Genomic DNA, 16,153 nt, shown 5'->3' on the forward strand with positions numbered 1-16,153 from the left:
GTTGGGTCCGTCGATCTTGGTGAGGTTGAGTGTTTGGATGCCTGAGTCGTGAATTTCTTCACGGGCAAACGAAATGTTTTATGCCGCTTTCATGAGTTCCTCCTCCGGCATCGCTTCGGTGCCTTCCCAAAGCTCGTCTTGAAATCCGAAACGCATTTTCAGTTCGAGGTAGCCGCAATAGAGCGTCGGCACGATGAACGACGTGAACGGTTCGGCGAGCATCCCGCCGAACACGGGAATCGCCATCGCTCGGGCCACGTCAGCCCCACGGCCGGTTGCGATCAACACGGGTATCAGTGCGGCCAGCGTCGTGACCGTCGTCATCATGCAGGGACGAATGCGTTTCAGCCCGGCTTCGTAAACCGTGTTGCGAATGTCGTCGACCGTTTCGACTTTGCGCTTCTTCAAAAGTTGGTGAATGTAAGTCGCCATCACGACGCCATCGTCGACCGCCAATCCGAACAACGCGATGAAGCCAACCCACACGGCCGTATTGAGTTCCACGCCCATCGTGGCGACCGCAATCATGCCGCCCGCGAACGCGACCGGGATGCCCGAGAACACGGCCAGCGAAATCGAGAAGTTGCGAAATTCCATGTAGATCAACAACAAGTTGATGCAAATCACCAGAGGAATGATCCACATCAAACGCCGGTTGGCTTCGATCTGGTTTCGGAAGCTGCCGACGGCTTCAAGCGAATAGCCGGCAGGGAGCGACAAACGATTCGGATCAGACGTCGGCAGCGACTGGGCCACGCGGAGTTGTTCTTCGATCGCGGAAACTGATTCCAGATCGCCCTTGCTGCCGTTGGTCATGAACGAAACGTGAGCGACCAGCCGACCGTTTTCACTGTTGATCGCACCCGGCCCCCAAGTCGTTTCCAACGTCGCGAGTTCTTCGAGCGGCACGACTGCCCCCGAATGCGTCACGACGGGCAATCGCTTCAGGCCGTCGATCTGTTCGCGGAGGTCACGGTTGTATCGCAGCCGCACGGGATAGCGCTCCCGGCCTTCAACCGTCTTGATCAGATTCATCCCACCGAGTGCAGTTTCGATAACTTGGTTCACCATCGACGAACTCATCCCGTACCGGGATGCCGCCTCACGGTCGACGGTGAATTCGACGTAGGGTTTGCCAAGCACGATGTCGGGATTGACGGTGCCGGCGTTGATTAGCGGTGACTTCTTCAATTCCGCCGAAACACTCATCGCCGCGTCGGCCAACTCGTCGAGCTGGTTTCCGTAGACTCGGATCGCCATCGGTGCCTTGATGCCAGACTGCAGCATCACGACGCGGCCTTCGATTGGTTGCAACGCCGACGCGGGCGTGACTCCGGGTAACGTGGCGACTCGATTGATCTCGTCCCACACATCGCGTGCAGTGACGCCTTCTCGCCACTCGCTTTCGGGCTTGAGCATCACATAGGTTTCGACCATCGCGGCCGGCGCGGGATCCAGTGCCGATTCCACCCGACCGATCTTGCCCAGCACGTCTTTGACTTCAGGAATCTGGCCGATCAAGACATCCTGCGTCTGCAACACCTGCATCGCTTGCGAGAAACTGGCCGCCGGGTACAGCGTCGGCATGTAGAACCAACTTCCCTCGTCGAGCGCGATCCAATCGTCGCTTTGCAAACCGGTGAAGACGTGTTTGGCATCGACGTAGCCGGGGAAATCATTCAGTTCGGCACCAAAGAAGTTCGCGACCTTTTCAACTGGACGAAGTACGGTCGGCATTCCGACGTAGGCTCCCACGCCGATGACCAACAGCACCAACGGAAACGAAAGTGCGAACGCTTTGTGATTGAGCGCGTGTCTTAAACGGGCGGCGTATATCCAGCGAACGAAACGGCTGGACGGGATTTCTTCGATCGGCCGGATTCGTTCTCGCAGTAATTGCCAACCGGCAATGAATCCGACGACGGCTGCGATCGCCGTCACGATCCAGGTTTCCAAGCCAAAACGCCCGGCCAGTCGCGAACCCCAAAGAAAATGCGAAGCCACACCAAGAAGTCCGGCCAGCGAAACGCCAGCGAGCAAAGCCGCACTCTTGCGACGCACATTGCTTCGCAGCATCAAACGGCACAGTGCCGGCACGATTGTGACGGCGGTGATCATCGCCGCAGCGATCGCGAACGTTTTGGTGTAAGCGAGCGGCGAAAACAGTTTGTAGTCGCGCCCTGTCAAAAAGAAGACTGGAAGAAAACTGACGATGGTCGTCGCCACTGCGGTCACGACGGCCGGTGCGACTTCCACCGTTGCTTCATAGACGACGTCGGTGCGAGACTGCTTGATGCGTTCTTGTTCGCTGCCCGATTCCCAATCCGAGAGGTGCTGATAGATGTTCTCCGATACGATGATTGCCATGTCGACCATCGTGCCAATCGCGATCGCGATTCCGGCCAGCGACATGATGTTCGCACCGACGCCGACGAACCGCATCGCGATGAACGACATCAGCACGGCGGTCGGTAAACAGATGGCAACGACAAAGCTGCTGCGAATGTGCAACAAAAACAGCAGAATGATGATCGCCGTGATGATGATCTCGTCACGCAACGCATGCGTCAGCGTCGCCATCGTCTCGTCGATCAACCCGCTGCGATCGTAAACGCCATGAATGGTCACGCCCCCGAGCGACGGTGTGATCGCGGCAATCTTTTCCTTCACCCGGTCGATGACGACACGCGGGTTCTCGCCGTATCGCATCACCACCACGCCGCCGACCGCTTCGGCTCCGTTGTAGTCCAACGCACCGCGGCGAAAGTCTGGCCCGATCTGCACGCTGCCAATGTCGCGAACGCGAACCGGCACACCGTCCCGTTGCATGATGACAGTGTCCTCGATGTCCTCGACGGCCTTGTTCTTGTCACCATCGCTACCAAGGAAACCCTTGCTTCGGACGATGAATTCCATGCCCGTCGTTTCGACCGTCTTGGCACCGACGTCCATGTTCGATCCCTTGATCGCCATCGCCAGCTTATCGAGCGACACGTCGTGAAAGCGCAGTTTGTCTGGGTCCACTTCGACCTGATACTGACGAACGTAGCCGCCAATCGACGCGACTTCGCTGACGCCTTCGACCGCTTGCAATTCATACTTCACAACGAAGTCTTGCAGGCTGCGGAGTTCCGCCAGCCCCATGCCTTCATCGGGTGGCTGCAGCGTGTAGTAATAGACTTGCCCGAGTCCCGTCGCATCTGGCCCCAGTTGCGGCACAACGCCATCGGGTAATTGCGACGCGGCGCTGCCGAGTTGTTCCGATACGCGGCTGCGTGCCCAGTAAAAGTCGATCTCGTCTTTGAACGTGACCTGGACAAAGCTGTAGCCGAACATGCTCTTGCCGCGCACCGACTCGGCACCCGGAACCGCCAGCAACGAGACACTCAGCGGATAAGTGACTTGGTCTTCGATGTCCTTCGGAGAACGCCCCGGCCACGGCGTCAACACGATGACCTGGTTCTCACCGATGTTGGGAATCGCGTCGATCGGAATCGACTTGAAGCTGACCCAACCGGCGATGCTGCTCGCAATAGCGAGCAACACGACGAGCCAAGGTTCTCTCACGCAGAAACGGATTACCGCGTTAAGCATCTTCTGCCTCCGGGTTTTTAGACAAGGAGACACGGAGAGGGGGAGAAAGCGAGAGTAGTTCGGACTGATTAATTGCAGACGCATCATCCACCAGATATTCAGCCGCGTTCTCCTTCACTCCATGACTCTCCGTCTCCTTGTCTCCGTGTCTCCCACTCTCCTTGTCTCTCCCCCCGACGCACCATTTCTCCGGCGAAGCAATCATCGAAACGATCATTCGCAAAATCTCGTCGTAAAATTCGTTTGCTTGCTTTGCCGTCTTCTGATCGAGATAGCCATGTGCAGCGGCGTACTCCAACCAGACTTGAGTTTCGGCGGCTTCGGCTTCGGAGATGTTCAACGTGCTACAGAAGTGTTTTTGATAGCGTCGCTTTCGCCATGCCTCCGCAATGTTGGCACTCACTCTCCGTGAAGAGCGTCGCACCTGATCGGTCAACGAGTACATCTCCTCACGCGGAAACGATCTCGACAATTCAAAGATCCGTTTGCCAGCCGCAAACGATTTCTGGTAGACGATCAAATCGCGGTGGCTATAAATGCGATCGCTCATTTCAAGTCACCTCCATCCCACACGGTTTCAATAACGCCCACTCTCCCGCTCTCCGTGTCTCCTTGTCTCCCCATCTCCCTAACGACTTCGCCGCACGTCAGCATTTCGCTGCCCCAATACGGGTTCTGCAATTCGCCGCCGGGCTGCATCCAGTCGCCACCGCCGCCGGGAACCATCGGGCAGTAGTAGTGCGTCAGCTTGGTCGCCGTCTTTGGGCCGCGAGCGACCGTGGCGGCTCGCAACATCGCGTGGCTGACTCCGCGATAGGCTTCGCGAGCGGTTTCCAGCGAACCGTCCATGCGTGTGGCCGCGCGGCGAGCGGTCGCGAACTTGCGTTGAGCGTCATCGGGCACCCCGGCCGACATTTCTAGTTCGCGGAGCCCTTCGATCAGCGTGTTCAACGCGACCGGCGGCGGCGTTTGGTCGGCCGCCATCGCCCGCTGGATCTCAAAGTAGGCGTCGTAGGTGCGATCGAGCGATTTGCCTGATTCGCTGGCCAGCATAACAGGAGTCGTATTGGGCAGTTCGAGCGGTCCCGGCGAATAGCTGGGGGCTTTCGTTGGGTCCATCAACGATGGATTGCCGGCGAGTTGCATTTGCGAGTCGATCAAGAAGTTGCCGCCCGTTGCGACCGTTTCGCCAGCAGAAAGCCCTTCGACGATCACCGCTTCTTTGCGGTTCATCGGACCGATCGTCACCCGGCGAATCTCAAAACGCCCCGGTTCCGTTTCGACATAAATCACGCTGTTCTCACCCGCGAGCAACACGGCGTCGCGCGGCACAGTCACAACTTGCTGCATTGGCAACGGTTCCGATGCGAAACCGAGCTGGGACGTCGGCACCAAATCCATATCGCAAAGCGGGCACGTTCCCGGTTCATCGCGGATGACTTGCGGGTGCATCGGGCTGATGTACTTATTCGCCAGAGCCGGATCGTAGACCTCGTCCATCGGGATCGCCGGCACGGTCACGCGAGCGGTCGCATAGTCGCCCGGTCGCAGCTTGCCGTCGAAGTTCATGATCTCGACGCGAACGCGAACTGTTCGCGTCTTCGGGTTCACTGTCGGGTCGATGAACGCAACGCGGCCGGTGAAGACCTCGCCTGGCATTGACTGAATTTCAGCTTCGACTTGTTGACCAAACCGAACGGCCGAAGCGTCATCGGGGAACAGATCCAACATCAACCAAACGCTGGATAGATCGGCGACCCGATAAAGTTTGTGTCCCGTTTTGACATAGTCGCCTTCGACGGCCGACTTCTCGATCACTGTTCCACTCTGCGGTGACTTGATACGGATACGCGACATTGGTTTACCCGACTTCCCCAACTGGTCGATCTGACTTTCTGTCATCCCCAGTTCAGTCAAATTCTCCCGAGCCATCTGGTTCAGATCGCCGCTGTCGATCTGGAACCGACCGATCTTGCCGCCGCTGTTCATGCTGGTGATGAATTCGGTTTGAGCGGTGTAGAGCTGCGGGCTGTAGATCAACGCCAGATCGTCGCCTTCGTTGACCTTCACGCCGGCATAGTTCGCGTACATCTTTTCGAGACGGCCGTCGATGTACGCACTGATCGTAGACAAGCGGCTTTCGTCGAAGTCGATCGAGCCGATGGTGCGGATGGTTCGATTGACTTCGCCCATCTTCGACATCGCAGTTTGAATGCCAACCAATCGCCGAGCGGATGCTTCAATCGTGACCGAGATTCCGTCGCCGCCTCCGCCGCCAGTCGCTTCGACCAATTCCATCGCACACACCGGGCATCGTCCGGGTTCGGTCGACGGTGGCGTACACATCATGGGGCAGATGTATCGCTTGTCTTCGCCGCCGCCGGCTTCCACCACGGCTTCGCCCTTGTCGCCCGAAAAACCGTCAGCGGTCAGCCACTCCGTCCGCTGTGCGACACCGAGCAGGAAGAACACGAGACCGGCGACGACGACAACCGTGGCGGCTTGCACGCCAGTCCGGACCAGCCATTTCGCACCGCCATCGTTCTTACCAACAACGGGCTTCGTTTCGGCTGGCGTGGGCGTTTCTTCGACCGTGGCTTCTTTGGTCTCGGTGTCCGCTTGCGCACCGGCGTCCACATCATTGACTTGTTCGTCAACGGCTTCGTCGTCGGGTTTGATTGGTTCGTCCTGACTCATCACATTTCTCGCGAAGTTGCCCGGCATGCGTCGGCGGTTCCATCCGCCAGCGTCAGCAAAGAGGCGACTGGTCGATGATGCGTCGGAGGAGATCGCATCGTCGACCAGCCACATGCCTCCAGGCTGTGACCGGTTCGTTGTTTTGGGTCGCGCGAATCGGATCGCGCAGGGAATGCATCGGGAAAGGCTTCACACACAGCGAGCGCGCAGCGTCACACGTATGAAAGCCAGTTTGAAATCGAAGAACTGCGAGCGCGCAGCTCTCCTACGAAGAGGGCGTCAAATCCGCCAGATGCAAAGAAACCGCTGAGTGAAATGCGGTGATAGATCGCCAATGGGCAAACGAGACTTCAACGCCTTCGGACGAATCGCTTTGCCAGCGTCCGTTGCGACGTGATCTAAATAAGCGATCACAACCAAGTCGCGAACTTGCGGCACGGCAGCACGATTGGGTACCGGTGCGAAAGGAACCGAATGGACTCCGCACATGCACGAAGACAACGCACTTTCGCCGTTGGCCGATTGGCCGTCCGCACTCGGCGGCTCGGGTACGACGTCGGAAATTTCGCCGAACAAGTCATCGTGATTCGGTTTGGCGTCTGCGTTCTTCGTGCAGCAACTGCCGGCGTCGTTCTTGCCACCACTGCAGCAACCACACAGGTCGCCGTCGGTTTCGACTTCGCAGCTCTTGCATCCATGGCAAACGGTTTTGGCCTGACAGCAACTTCCGTTCGACCCACCTTGAGCACATGTCCCCTGCGCAGCCACAAGCGCCATCGGCTGAATCACCATTGCAGCGATCAGACAAAGATTAACGGCGATGCGAATTAGGGGGGAGTTGCTCACTGTGACCTTCCGAAAAGTATACCCATGCACGGTATATGAACTGTATCGGAAATCTGGCCGAAAAGTTCAATAGGAATCACCCGGTTAGGCAAACTTTGACCTCTGCATTGTAGCTGATTGGAACACCAACGCCATGGATCGCCGCAAAACGAAGCAGTCTAAACGCCTTCTGCTGGCCACGCTGGTCACCGCAACGGTGTCCGGCTGCGCGACCGGGCGAGGCGTTTCGTTGACGAAATCGACGTCGGCCACGCCAGAGACGACCACCGTTGCCGCTCAGCCGGTCACGAATACAGAGGCAACCCCCGATGCCTTGACCGATGTTGATTGGAGCCAAGTGATTCCGACGAAATCTGGATTGGCTGTTCAACCAGCGGGCTACAACAACAGGGTCTTTGTTGCTTCACCCGCCGTGTTTGCTCAGGCCCCCGAAGACAAGAGCGATCGTCAACTCGGCGACTTCCTGCAACTGGATCCACCGCGCGACGATGACAAGGACGCGATGCTGCCGGAGATTGATGAGGACGAAGCCGACGAAGTGGACGTTGATCCGAAAGATTCAGACGACAGCGACAAAGACAAGGTTGAGAAAGACGACTCTGACGAAGTAGCCGCAGACGAGCCAATCGCAACACCCGTGCAGACCGGCCAGCCCGTCGAGTTCTTCGTCAGCGAAGCTCTGTCGCGGCACCCCAAAATCCTCGCCGCACGCCAACGCGTCGCCGCCGCGTCGAACGTCATCCCGCAAGCCAAAGCTCTTCCCGACCCGACCTTCAACAACACCTTTTGGCCGTTGCATGACAACGCGCTGCAAACCGCCGGCGGTCGCGTTGGCAATCAAATGTCGGTCAACCAAATGGTTCCGTTCCCCGACAAGCTAAAAACGAAAGCCGTCATCGCGAGCCGCGAAGTTCAGATCGCTCAAACCGCAGTCGACGCGATCGCTCGCGAGATCACCGAGTCCGTGCGACTGGCGTACTACGAAGTCTGGTTCGCCACCCGAGCGATCACGATCATCGAAGAAACCAAAGACCTCGTTGCCGACTTGACCGATGTCGCCGAAGCACGTTACCGCAGCGGCGGCTCGCAACAAGACGTGCTACGTGCCCAACTGGAAACTGATCGCCTCGACGAAAAGTTGATTGCACTCCGCAAACAAAAGCAAGTCGCCCAAGCCGACCTTGCAACATTGCTGCAACAACCCGTCAACCTACTCCCCGAAGCGTCCAGCGAGCTCGGTGTCAACGACACGCCCCAGCAAATCGAATCGTTGATTGCGTTGGCCGAACAATGCAATCCAAAATTGCGTGGCCTCGCGTGGGAGATCCAACGTGACCGTGACAAAGAACGCTTGGCGTGTTTGCAGCAGTACCCCGACTTCAGCGTCGGCCTGAACTGGGGATTGATCAGCGACGGTCACGATGTCATCAGCCCCGTCGCCGACGGCAACGACAATCTAAGCATCAGCTTTGGAACGACGCTGCCGATTTGGCGAGAAAAGATCAACGCCGGCATTCGTGAAGCCGCTCATCGACGCAGCAGCACCACCCGCCGCCTCGAAGCCGAACGCGACGAACTCTACGGCAAGATCCGCCGCCTGATCGTCCAAGCCGACGCCTTGGTCGAGCAACGCAACATCTACGAAGGCCGCATCATCCCCCGCACCGAAGACACGCTCAAACTGTCAATCGCCGACTACCGCGGCAAGCGAACCGACTTCTTCACCCTGATCGAAACCTACCGCGAACTGCTAATGTTCGAGACTCAACTCGCCCGCATCGACGCCACACTCGCTGGCACGATCGCCCAACTAGATCGCACGGTGGGTTGCCCGTAGAACGGAATTCATTCCGTAATTCGGCGTTCAGCGTTTTGGGGCAACGGAATGAATTCCGTTCTACGACAACAACTTCCGCAGTTCACGCCGTGCCCGATTCAACCGGGAACCGACCGTGCCTTCGGGGATGTCCAACGCACTGGCGATCTCGTGGTACGACAAACCGCTCTCTTCCTTGAGCGTGAAGATCGCTCGCAATTCTGGATCGAGTTGGTCGAGGGCGGATCGTACCATCGTGGCACGTTCGTCTTCTTCAACGCGGTCTGTTCGGTCTGCGGTCGGCTCAACCACCAACTCTTTCGTCCGCCGGTGTTTCTCGCGGCGGAGATGCTGTAACGCCTCGTTGGTGGCCAGTCGATACAGCCACGTTTCAAACTTCGATTCGCCACCGAATTGATCGAGCTTCGTGAACGCTCGCACGAACGTCTGTTGCGTCAGGTCGTCGGCATCCTGCTGCCCCACCATCCGAACCATCAATCGAAACACGCGATCCGACGTCGCCTCGTAGATCGAGCGCAGCGCGGAACGATCCCCAGACACCGCGGCGGCGACTGTCTCAGAGGCGATCGTTTCGGTCGACTTGCGTTCATCGGGCTTAACCATTGATGCATTTATACCAATACCCACTGGGGGTACCAATGCGGCTGGTCGCCGGGCAGGATTGCATTGACTTGAAAGCGGCTCTTGTTGTCTATCATTGGTTCGTCGTCTTTTGTCTATCAATAAAAGCGGCTCCCGACCCAACGAGGGCTAGTCGTATGATGGGTCGGGAGCCTTGCCGTCTACGGTGACACACCGCAAACGACTGGAGCAAATCTTATTCCCGCTTGATGGGTCAATCATCAATCGTGGCTTCCTCGTTCTTAGTGGTCATGATCGTGATCATGCGAAATCTTGCCTGTGTAGGATTTGCCTTCGATTTGCACGATGACCGCACCTTCGGCTTCGGCTTCGAGCCACTGGTCCATCTCGGCACTGGTTGAAGTGAATCGTGACGACTTGACCGACGCGTCTTCGGCTTGCGGGTCGGCGGAAAGCTCGAATGACTTCACTTTGCCATCGTGCTTTAGGCTGACGGTTAGCTTGTCGGCTTCGATCGGGACCGGCTGCGTTGCCGAACCGTCGAGCACATACATGGCGACCGCTCCGGTGCCGTGCATCACTTCGATGTGGAACGCTTCTTTGCCAAGTTCGACCAGCTCGCCGCCGTGGGGTCCGTGCTCGGGATGCCCATCCATCTCAATCATCGGCGGCATTTCGTCTATCTCGACCGGGCCGGATGCTTGCGGTGCTTCGGATACCTGCACGTCGTTCTCGGAACATCCGAGGAGAGTGAAGCAAGCGAGGGTCAGGGCGAATAGATATTTCATTTCAGATTTTCGATTGAAGATTGGAGATTGAAAAAGAAGGAGAGATCGGCGACTGATAAATCTACAATCGCCAATCTCAAATCTTCATTGTTCAGTGGGCGTGCTGGGTCTCGAAGCCGAGCTTCTTCAACCATGCTTCCCACTGGTGAGCTTCTTCGTGGCTCTTCAAAGCCATCTGCTGCCACTTTGGACAGCGGTAGTTGACGTCCATGTGTCCGCCGTGCGAGCCGACTTTGACTTCGCAGCGAAGTTTCTTCAGCGTGCCGACCAACTTGTCCGCCTTCTCGCCTTCGCTGTGCGTGGTCTTCCACTTTTCCAAGCGATACGACACCAGTTCTTTGGCAGCCGTGTTTGGCTCAGCGGCCTTTGCCAACATGCCACCCAACGAAACCGATGCGACCAAAGCTGCGACTGCAATCATCCGTAAATTCAACATTTCAAATCCTCCGTGGAAATCTCTTCAAAACAAAAACATCGCTCCGGCAACGCACCGGAACGAACAACTAACTTGTGACCAATTCAAGTTCAGGACTGAGAGCATCTTTTCCCGTTCTTAAATCCACATTTCCCATGTCTCCCGCGTGATCGCGAACAATCTGCTTGCCCGCGCCGACACCGATCGTCCAAAACAACGCCGGACGAACGAAGAACTCGGCTAACGTGCTAGTCAACAAACCGCCGACGATCACGGTCGCGATGGGGTACAAAATCTCTTTACCGGGTTCACCCGCAGCGAGCGCCAGCGGCAGCAAACCGATGCCGGATGTCAGTGCCGTCATCAGCACCGGAGCCATTCGTTCTTGGCCTGCGCGACGCACCATTTCGCGAGTCCATGATTCGCCCTCGTGCTCGACCAAGTGGATGTAGTGATTCAGCAGTAGGATGCCGTTGCGACTGGCGATGCCGCATAACGAGATGAAACCGACCATCGCCGCGACCGTCAGGTTCTGATCGGTGATGACAAGTGCCGCAACCGCTCCGATGAACGCCGTTGGCAAAGCAACCAATACCTGCATCGAGAAGTTCACGTTGCCGAACAGCGTGTATAGCACCAGGAACATGCCCAACAGCGCGACGCCCGAGAGAATCATCAATCGACGCGTTGCCGATTGCTGGCTTTCAAATTGGCCGCCGTATTCGATGAAGTACCCCGGCTCCAATTCCAAATCGGCCAATCGCGTTTTGATATCGCTGACAACATCCACGACGCCCCGCTCGGATACGTTGGCCTGCAACACGATTCGTCGACGCACCTGTTCGCGCTTGATCATATTTGGCCCACCGCTTTCGTAGATGTTCGCCACCGCCTCGAGCGGCAGCGTGCCGCCGCCGGGTAGCGGGACGGCGAGCCGTTTGAGCTTGGTGACGTCCTCGCGGTACGATTCATCCATTCGCAACATCAGATCAAACGTGCGTTGGCCGAGCAGAACTTGGCTGATGACTTGCCCGTTCATCGCCGTCTCGACCAGTTCCATCACGTTTGCCGGTCGCAGCCCGTTCTGCGTCAGTGCTTTGCGATTCAGCTCGATGCGAAGTTGCGGAATGTTGGTCTGCTGTTCGATCATCACGTCGGCCAAACCGGGCACGTCCGCGATGCGTCGTTTCATCTCTTCCGCCTTGGTCCGTAGCACGTCCAGATCGTCACCGAAGAGCTTGATGCCAATTTGCGCCTTGACGCCCGAGATCATGTGACTGATCAGGTGGGCCAGCGGTTGCTCGGTGCTCGACACCACGCCCGGAATGTCCTCCATCGTTTCGCGAATCTGCTGGATCGTGCCTTCACGATCCGCGTCGTCCTCGATCTCCAAGAACAACTCCGTGACGTTGACGCCTTCGGCATGTTCGTCTAGCTCCGCTCGGCCCGTTCGACGTGCGACCGACTTGACCGATTCGATCTTCATCAATTCCTCTTGCACGCTTTGCCCGATCTGGTTGCTGGTCGCCAGCGACGTGCCTGGTGCAAGCAACGCGTTGACCTGAACGGCTCCCTCGTTGAAAGGCGGCAAGAAGTCACGTTCGAGTTGCGAAACCGCGAACAATGCGAACGCCACCATGACGGCCGCAACGCCCAACACGGGACCGGCGAATTTGGTGCTGAAGTTAATCGCCAAACCGGCAATGCCTTTGAGTCCCTCCAGCAACCGGCCTTCCTCGGCGTCGGGACCACCGAGCAATCGTTCGGTCACTTGAATCAGAACCCAAACCACTGGCGTCAGGACGAGCGACCACCACAGCGGATTGCCGGGCAATTCAAACGGCAAATGCAGAATGTGAATCGCACGCGGAACGACCCAGTACATCGTTAGCGCAGCGATGCCGAAAGCTAGAATCGGTACAACGATTTGCCAGGCTCGTTTGCCGACCAATAGCAACGATGCCAGTACCGGCGTGACGGTCAGCGAGACGCCCAGCGACGCGATCAGCGAGACGACATATCCCATCGCCAACGGCACAAAGAGCTTGCCTTCCATACCTTCGAGAGCAAACAGCGGGATGAATACCAAAACGACAATCGCCGTCCCGTAGACCACGCTGCTCCGAACCTCGATGCTGGCGTCGTAAACCACGGCGAGTGTCGGTCGTGGGGAATCGCAATGGCGGTTCTCTTTCAACCGGCGAAAGATGTTTTCAACGTCAACGATCGCATCGTCAACAAGTTCGCCGATCGCAACCGCTAACCCGCCGAGCGTCATCGTGTTGATCGACAGACCGAACGCGGCAAAGACGCAAGCAGTTGCGATGATGGAAAGCGGAATTGCGGTGAGCGTGATGAACGTCGTGCGAAAGTTCAGCAGGAACAGGAACAGGATCACCAAGACCAGCACGCCGCCGTCGGCAAGAGCTTCGACGACGTTGTCGATGGCTCGGTCGATGAACGAACGCTGCGAGTAGACGTTGGCGATTCGGATGTCATCGGGCAGGGACACCTTCAATTCTTCCAACGCTTCGGCAATTGCCTGATCGACGGCGCGAGTGTCGCTGCCGGGTTGCTTGTTGATGGTGAGAACCACTGCGGGGCCACCTTCGACCGTTCCATCATCAGTGCGTAGATACGCGGATGAATCGCCGCGCATGACTTGCGGGCCTTCGACGACTTTGGCGACGTCGCCCAAAGTGATCGGGCGACCGTCCCGCAGTGTGATCGCAATCTCTTTCAGGTCGGCTAGGCTGGTGATTCGCCCGAGTCCACGGACCAGCAATTCGTTCGCGCCACGCTGATCCAGATAACCACCGGTCGCGTTCAAATTGGACTCACTGACGGCGGTATGGACATCGTCCATGGTCAGGCCGAATTCCCGCAGCGCGTCTGGATTGACCAGCACTTGGTACTGCATCCGGCCGCCGCCCATCGAGAAGACTTGCGAAACGCCGGGTATTGTCAGCAACCGTTGACGGACGACCCAGTCGGCGAGTGTGCGAACCTCCATCGGTTCGGTTTCGCCGCCTTCGCTCCACATGCCGTACATGAGAATCTGTCCCATGATTGACGAGATGGGGGCGAGCGTTGGTTTCACGCCGTCGGGCAATTGCTCAGCGGCGAGTTGCAAACGTTCATTGACGACTTGCCGGTCGTTGTAGATGTCCGTGTCCCACTCGAACTCGACATAGATCACCGACAGACCGATGCCGCTGCTGCTGCGCACGGCTTCCACGCCGCTGGCACCATTGAACGTGGTCTCCAACGGAAATGTGATCAGTGTCTCGACTTCCTCAGGTGCCATCCCCGGCGCTTCGGTGATGACCACCACGCGAGGCCGGTTCAGATTCGGAAACACGTCGATCGGCAATTGCAATGATTGCCACGCCCCGACGCCGAGCATGATCGCGGCGACCGCCAAGACGATCAGCCGGTTGTTCAACGAGAAGTGAATGATTCTATCTAGCATCTTGATCCCTCAATGATTTGGTTTGGCAAAGCGAACAACTCAGTGGTTGTGCCCTGCGTGGGGATCAATGGCTCCGCCCGCTTGGTTCTTCATCGCCATCTGCAATTGATGAGCACCGCTAACGGCAATCCTCTGGCCGGGCCAAACTTGGCCGTCGTTCTTGATCGCGACGTTGACGCTGTCCGACGCAATGACTTCCACCGGCACACGGTCAAAATGGTCGCCGTTCTCAACGAATAGGAATCGCTCGGGGCCTTCTTCGGCGACTGCGTCCTTGGGAACAACGATCGCGTCCTCGACTTGCGACTGCGGAAGCCGAACGGTCAGTCGTTGGCCGGGCTTGTATCGCCAGCTGACGTAGCGTTTGTCACCACGCTGTTCGCTGCGTTCGATCTCATTGGTCAGTCCGACATAGAACGGCAGCGATCGAGACTCGGTGCCGACTTCGTTTCCGATGTAGACCACGTTCAATCCCGTGATCGTTTCGACTTCGTCGCCCGCACCGGTCATCGTGGCTTGCAATTCGGCACCCGAATCGGCGGCCTTTCGCAACAGACTTGCGTCACGCTGGTACGCTTGGCCTTCGATCAGCAAACGGCTGTAGTTCGACAACTGAGCCATCTGCTGACCGGCGTTAACGGATTCGCCACGTCGCACATTCAGTTCTGTCACCAAGAACTCCGCGTCAATGTGATTGTGCGAAGGCAGCGACATCGGCGGCGGTTGCATTGCGGCCAATCGAGCAGCCGGGTTGCCCGCGACTCGGTTAGCGGCTTCTTCCAAGGCGTCGTGATGCAGCGAGTCGTCTTCGTGAATCAGCGGTGCGGTAACCACCACTTCGCGAACCAACGTGCGAGTGCGTTCGATGCTCGCGATTTGGTCTTCACTCAAACCGTGCAGCAACATCGACTGCTTCGCCGCCCGGACTTTCGCCTGCAATTTGTCTCGTTCGTACTCGCGAGTTATTCGCGTTTTCCCAGCGATCGCGCCCGAACGGGACGCCGACGTCAGCCGCTGAATCTCGCGCTCCTCGACATCCAATTGCCCAAGCTGCGAAAGGAAGTCTTCTTGAGTATTGACGAGGTCTTGATGCGTCAGCCGAAGCGTGAACAACGGCTCGCCGCTCTTAATCATCTCGCCACGAGAGATATTGATCGCGTTGATCACGCCCGTCAGTGGCGACGTGATCGACACATGCGTTTCACCGGGCCAGCGCGTCACCATGCCGGGAACTTCGATGTAGCTCGTGTACGGACCGACCGTGACGGCCTCCGTCTTTAGCCGCAAGTTCGCACGAGCCTGCTGGCTCAGTTCGATCGACTGGCCCGCATCATGACCCTCGTGATCGTGTCCGGCGTGGTCGTCTTCGTCATGGCCATCTTCGTCATGGTCATCGTGTTCGCCGGGACCGTGATCGTGACCCGCGTGCGGATCGGACTCATCGACCGACGCGGTGACAAGGCCAAGTTGTTGTGGATAGTCGGTGAAGGCGAACGCGCCGATGACGATCGCGATGGCCATCGCCAGGACGGTCAAAACGGGGCCGCGCAGGCGCACCAGCCAAGCTTTTAGCGTGGACATGCAGAACCATTCATGATTGAAGAAAATTGATTGCTGATCGGAAACGCAAGATGCGTTCCAGACGATGGAGCGATTGATTCAATCAGCGTTCAGCGTGCGCACAAACGCACATCCGCATCGCTAATGATCAATCAGCAATCTTCAATCAAATGATCCACGTGCAGAGAGAAGCACAGTGAGAAAGAGAGTCCGTCGCGACCCGTGGCGATCGCTGATCCAAATGACGAGTCGACAGCGAACTAATGAAGCTCATCATCGGATCGTGCTCATAAGTCACGAACGCGACCAATGGAGCATCAATGATGAACACGACATCACTTGAAGGCACAAAACTGCATTCG

Annotated in this window: 10 protein-coding genes; 1 reads left to right on the forward strand and 9 read right to left on the reverse strand. The window is 57.5% G+C overall.

The features are described from left to right. Positions 1-78: 78 nt before the first annotated feature. The 4 genes from SH139x_RS09365 to SH139x_RS09380 all read right to left on the reverse strand — a co-directional run bounded on the left by SH139x_RS09365 (position 79) and on the right by SH139x_RS09380 (position 7,137). Positions 79-3,594: an efflux RND transporter permease subunit gene (locus tag SH139x_RS09365; RefSeq protein ID WP_488355003.1), complete on the reverse strand. Its 3,516-nt coding sequence runs from the start codon at positions 3,592-3,594 to the stop codon at positions 79-81. Beyond that, positions 3,587-4,144 carry a four helix bundle protein gene (locus SH139x_RS09370; protein WP_488355004.1) on the reverse strand — a complete coding sequence of 186 codons (558 nt, stop codon included), beginning with the start codon at positions 4,142-4,144 and terminating at the stop codon, positions 3,587-3,589. The genes SH139x_RS09365 and SH139x_RS09370 overlap by 8 nt, the downstream gene beginning before the upstream one ends. Beyond that, positions 4,141-6,102 carry a heavy metal-binding domain-containing protein gene (locus tag SH139x_RS09375; RefSeq protein WP_488355990.1) on the reverse strand — a complete coding sequence of 654 codons (1,962 nt, stop codon included), beginning with the start codon at positions 6,100-6,102 and terminating at the stop codon, positions 4,141-4,143. The genes SH139x_RS09370 and SH139x_RS09375 overlap by 4 nt, the downstream gene beginning before the upstream one ends. Positions 6,103-6,570: 468 nt before the next feature. Beyond that, positions 6,571-7,137 (reverse strand): hypothetical protein, encoded by a 567-nt coding sequence (locus SH139x_RS09380; protein WP_488355005.1) that lies wholly within the window; start codon positions 7,135-7,137, stop codon positions 6,571-6,573. Between the two features lie 133 nt (positions 7,138-7,270). On the opposite strand from SH139x_RS09380, the gene SH139x_RS09385 reads away from it, so the two are divergent. After that, positions 7,271-8,974, forward strand: a complete 1,704-nt coding sequence (locus tag SH139x_RS09385; protein ID WP_488355006.1) for a TolC family protein — start codon at positions 7,271-7,273, stop codon at positions 8,972-8,974. 60 nt (positions 8,975-9,034) lie between these two features. Here the strand turns inward: SH139x_RS09385 and SH139x_RS09390 are convergent, their stop codons facing one another. From SH139x_RS09390 to SH139x_RS09410, 5 genes are all read right to left on the reverse strand, one after another. Continuing rightward, a complete protein-coding gene (locus SH139x_RS09390; protein ID WP_488355007.1) occupies positions 9,035-9,577 on the reverse strand; it encodes an RNA polymerase sigma factor in 543 nt (180 codons plus the stop codon). Positions 9,578-9,837: 260 nt separating this feature from the next. Next, positions 9,838-10,344 carry a hypothetical protein gene (locus SH139x_RS09395; RefSeq protein ID WP_488355008.1) on the reverse strand — a complete coding sequence of 169 codons (507 nt, stop codon included), beginning with the start codon at positions 10,342-10,344 and terminating at the stop codon, positions 9,838-9,840. Between the two features lie 91 nt (positions 10,345-10,435). Beyond that, on the reverse strand, positions 10,436-10,780 hold the full coding sequence (locus tag SH139x_RS09400; protein ID WP_044303124.1) for a hypothetical protein: 345 nt from the start codon (positions 10,778-10,780) through the stop codon (positions 10,436-10,438). Positions 10,781-10,847: 67 nt separating this feature from the next. After that, positions 10,848-14,231 (reverse strand): efflux RND transporter permease subunit, encoded by a 3,384-nt coding sequence (locus SH139x_RS09405; protein ID WP_488355009.1) that lies wholly within the window; start codon positions 14,229-14,231, stop codon positions 10,848-10,850. Positions 14,232-14,270: 39 nt separating this feature from the next. Further along, a complete protein-coding gene (locus SH139x_RS09410; RefSeq protein ID WP_488355010.1) occupies positions 14,271-15,812 on the reverse strand; it encodes an efflux RND transporter periplasmic adaptor subunit in 1,542 nt (513 codons plus the stop codon). Positions 15,813-16,153: the final 341 nt, after the last annotated feature.

The organism is Kothea flammea (assembly GCF_052161645.1).
Taxonomy (GTDB): domain Bacteria; phylum Planctomycetota; class Planctomycetia; order Pirellulales; family Pirellulaceae; genus Laterigemmans.

Excerpts from the sequence above, each read along its gene's own strand:
- SH139x_RS09365 (WP_488355003.1), bottom strand. The coding sequence starts at position 3,594 with ATGCTTAACGCGGTAATCCGTTTCTGCGTGAGAGAACCTTGGCTCGTC.
- SH139x_RS09370 (WP_488355004.1), bottom strand. The coding sequence starts at position 4,144 with ATGAGCGATCGCATTTATAGCCACCGCGATTTGATCGTCTACCAGAAA.
- SH139x_RS09385 (WP_488355006.1), top strand. The coding sequence starts at position 7,271 with ATGGATCGCCGCAAAACGAAGCAGTCTAAACGCCTTCTGCTGGCCACG.
- SH139x_RS09390 (WP_488355007.1), bottom strand. The coding sequence starts at position 9,577 with ATGGTTAAGCCCGATGAACGCAAGTCGACCGAAACGATCGCCTCTGAG.
- SH139x_RS09395 (WP_488355008.1), bottom strand. The coding sequence starts at position 10,344 with ATGAAATATCTATTCGCCCTGACCCTCGCTTGCTTCACTCTCCTCGGA.
- SH139x_RS09400 (WP_044303124.1), bottom strand. The coding sequence starts at position 10,780 with ATGTTGAATTTACGGATGATTGCAGTCGCAGCTTTGGTCGCATCGGTT.
- SH139x_RS09405 (WP_488355009.1), bottom strand. The coding sequence starts at position 14,231 with ATGCTAGATAGAATCATTCACTTCTCGTTGAACAACCGGCTGATCGTC.
- SH139x_RS09410 (WP_488355010.1), bottom strand. The coding sequence starts at position 15,812 with ATGTCCACGCTAAAAGCTTGGCTGGTGCGCCTGCGCGGCCCCGTTTTG.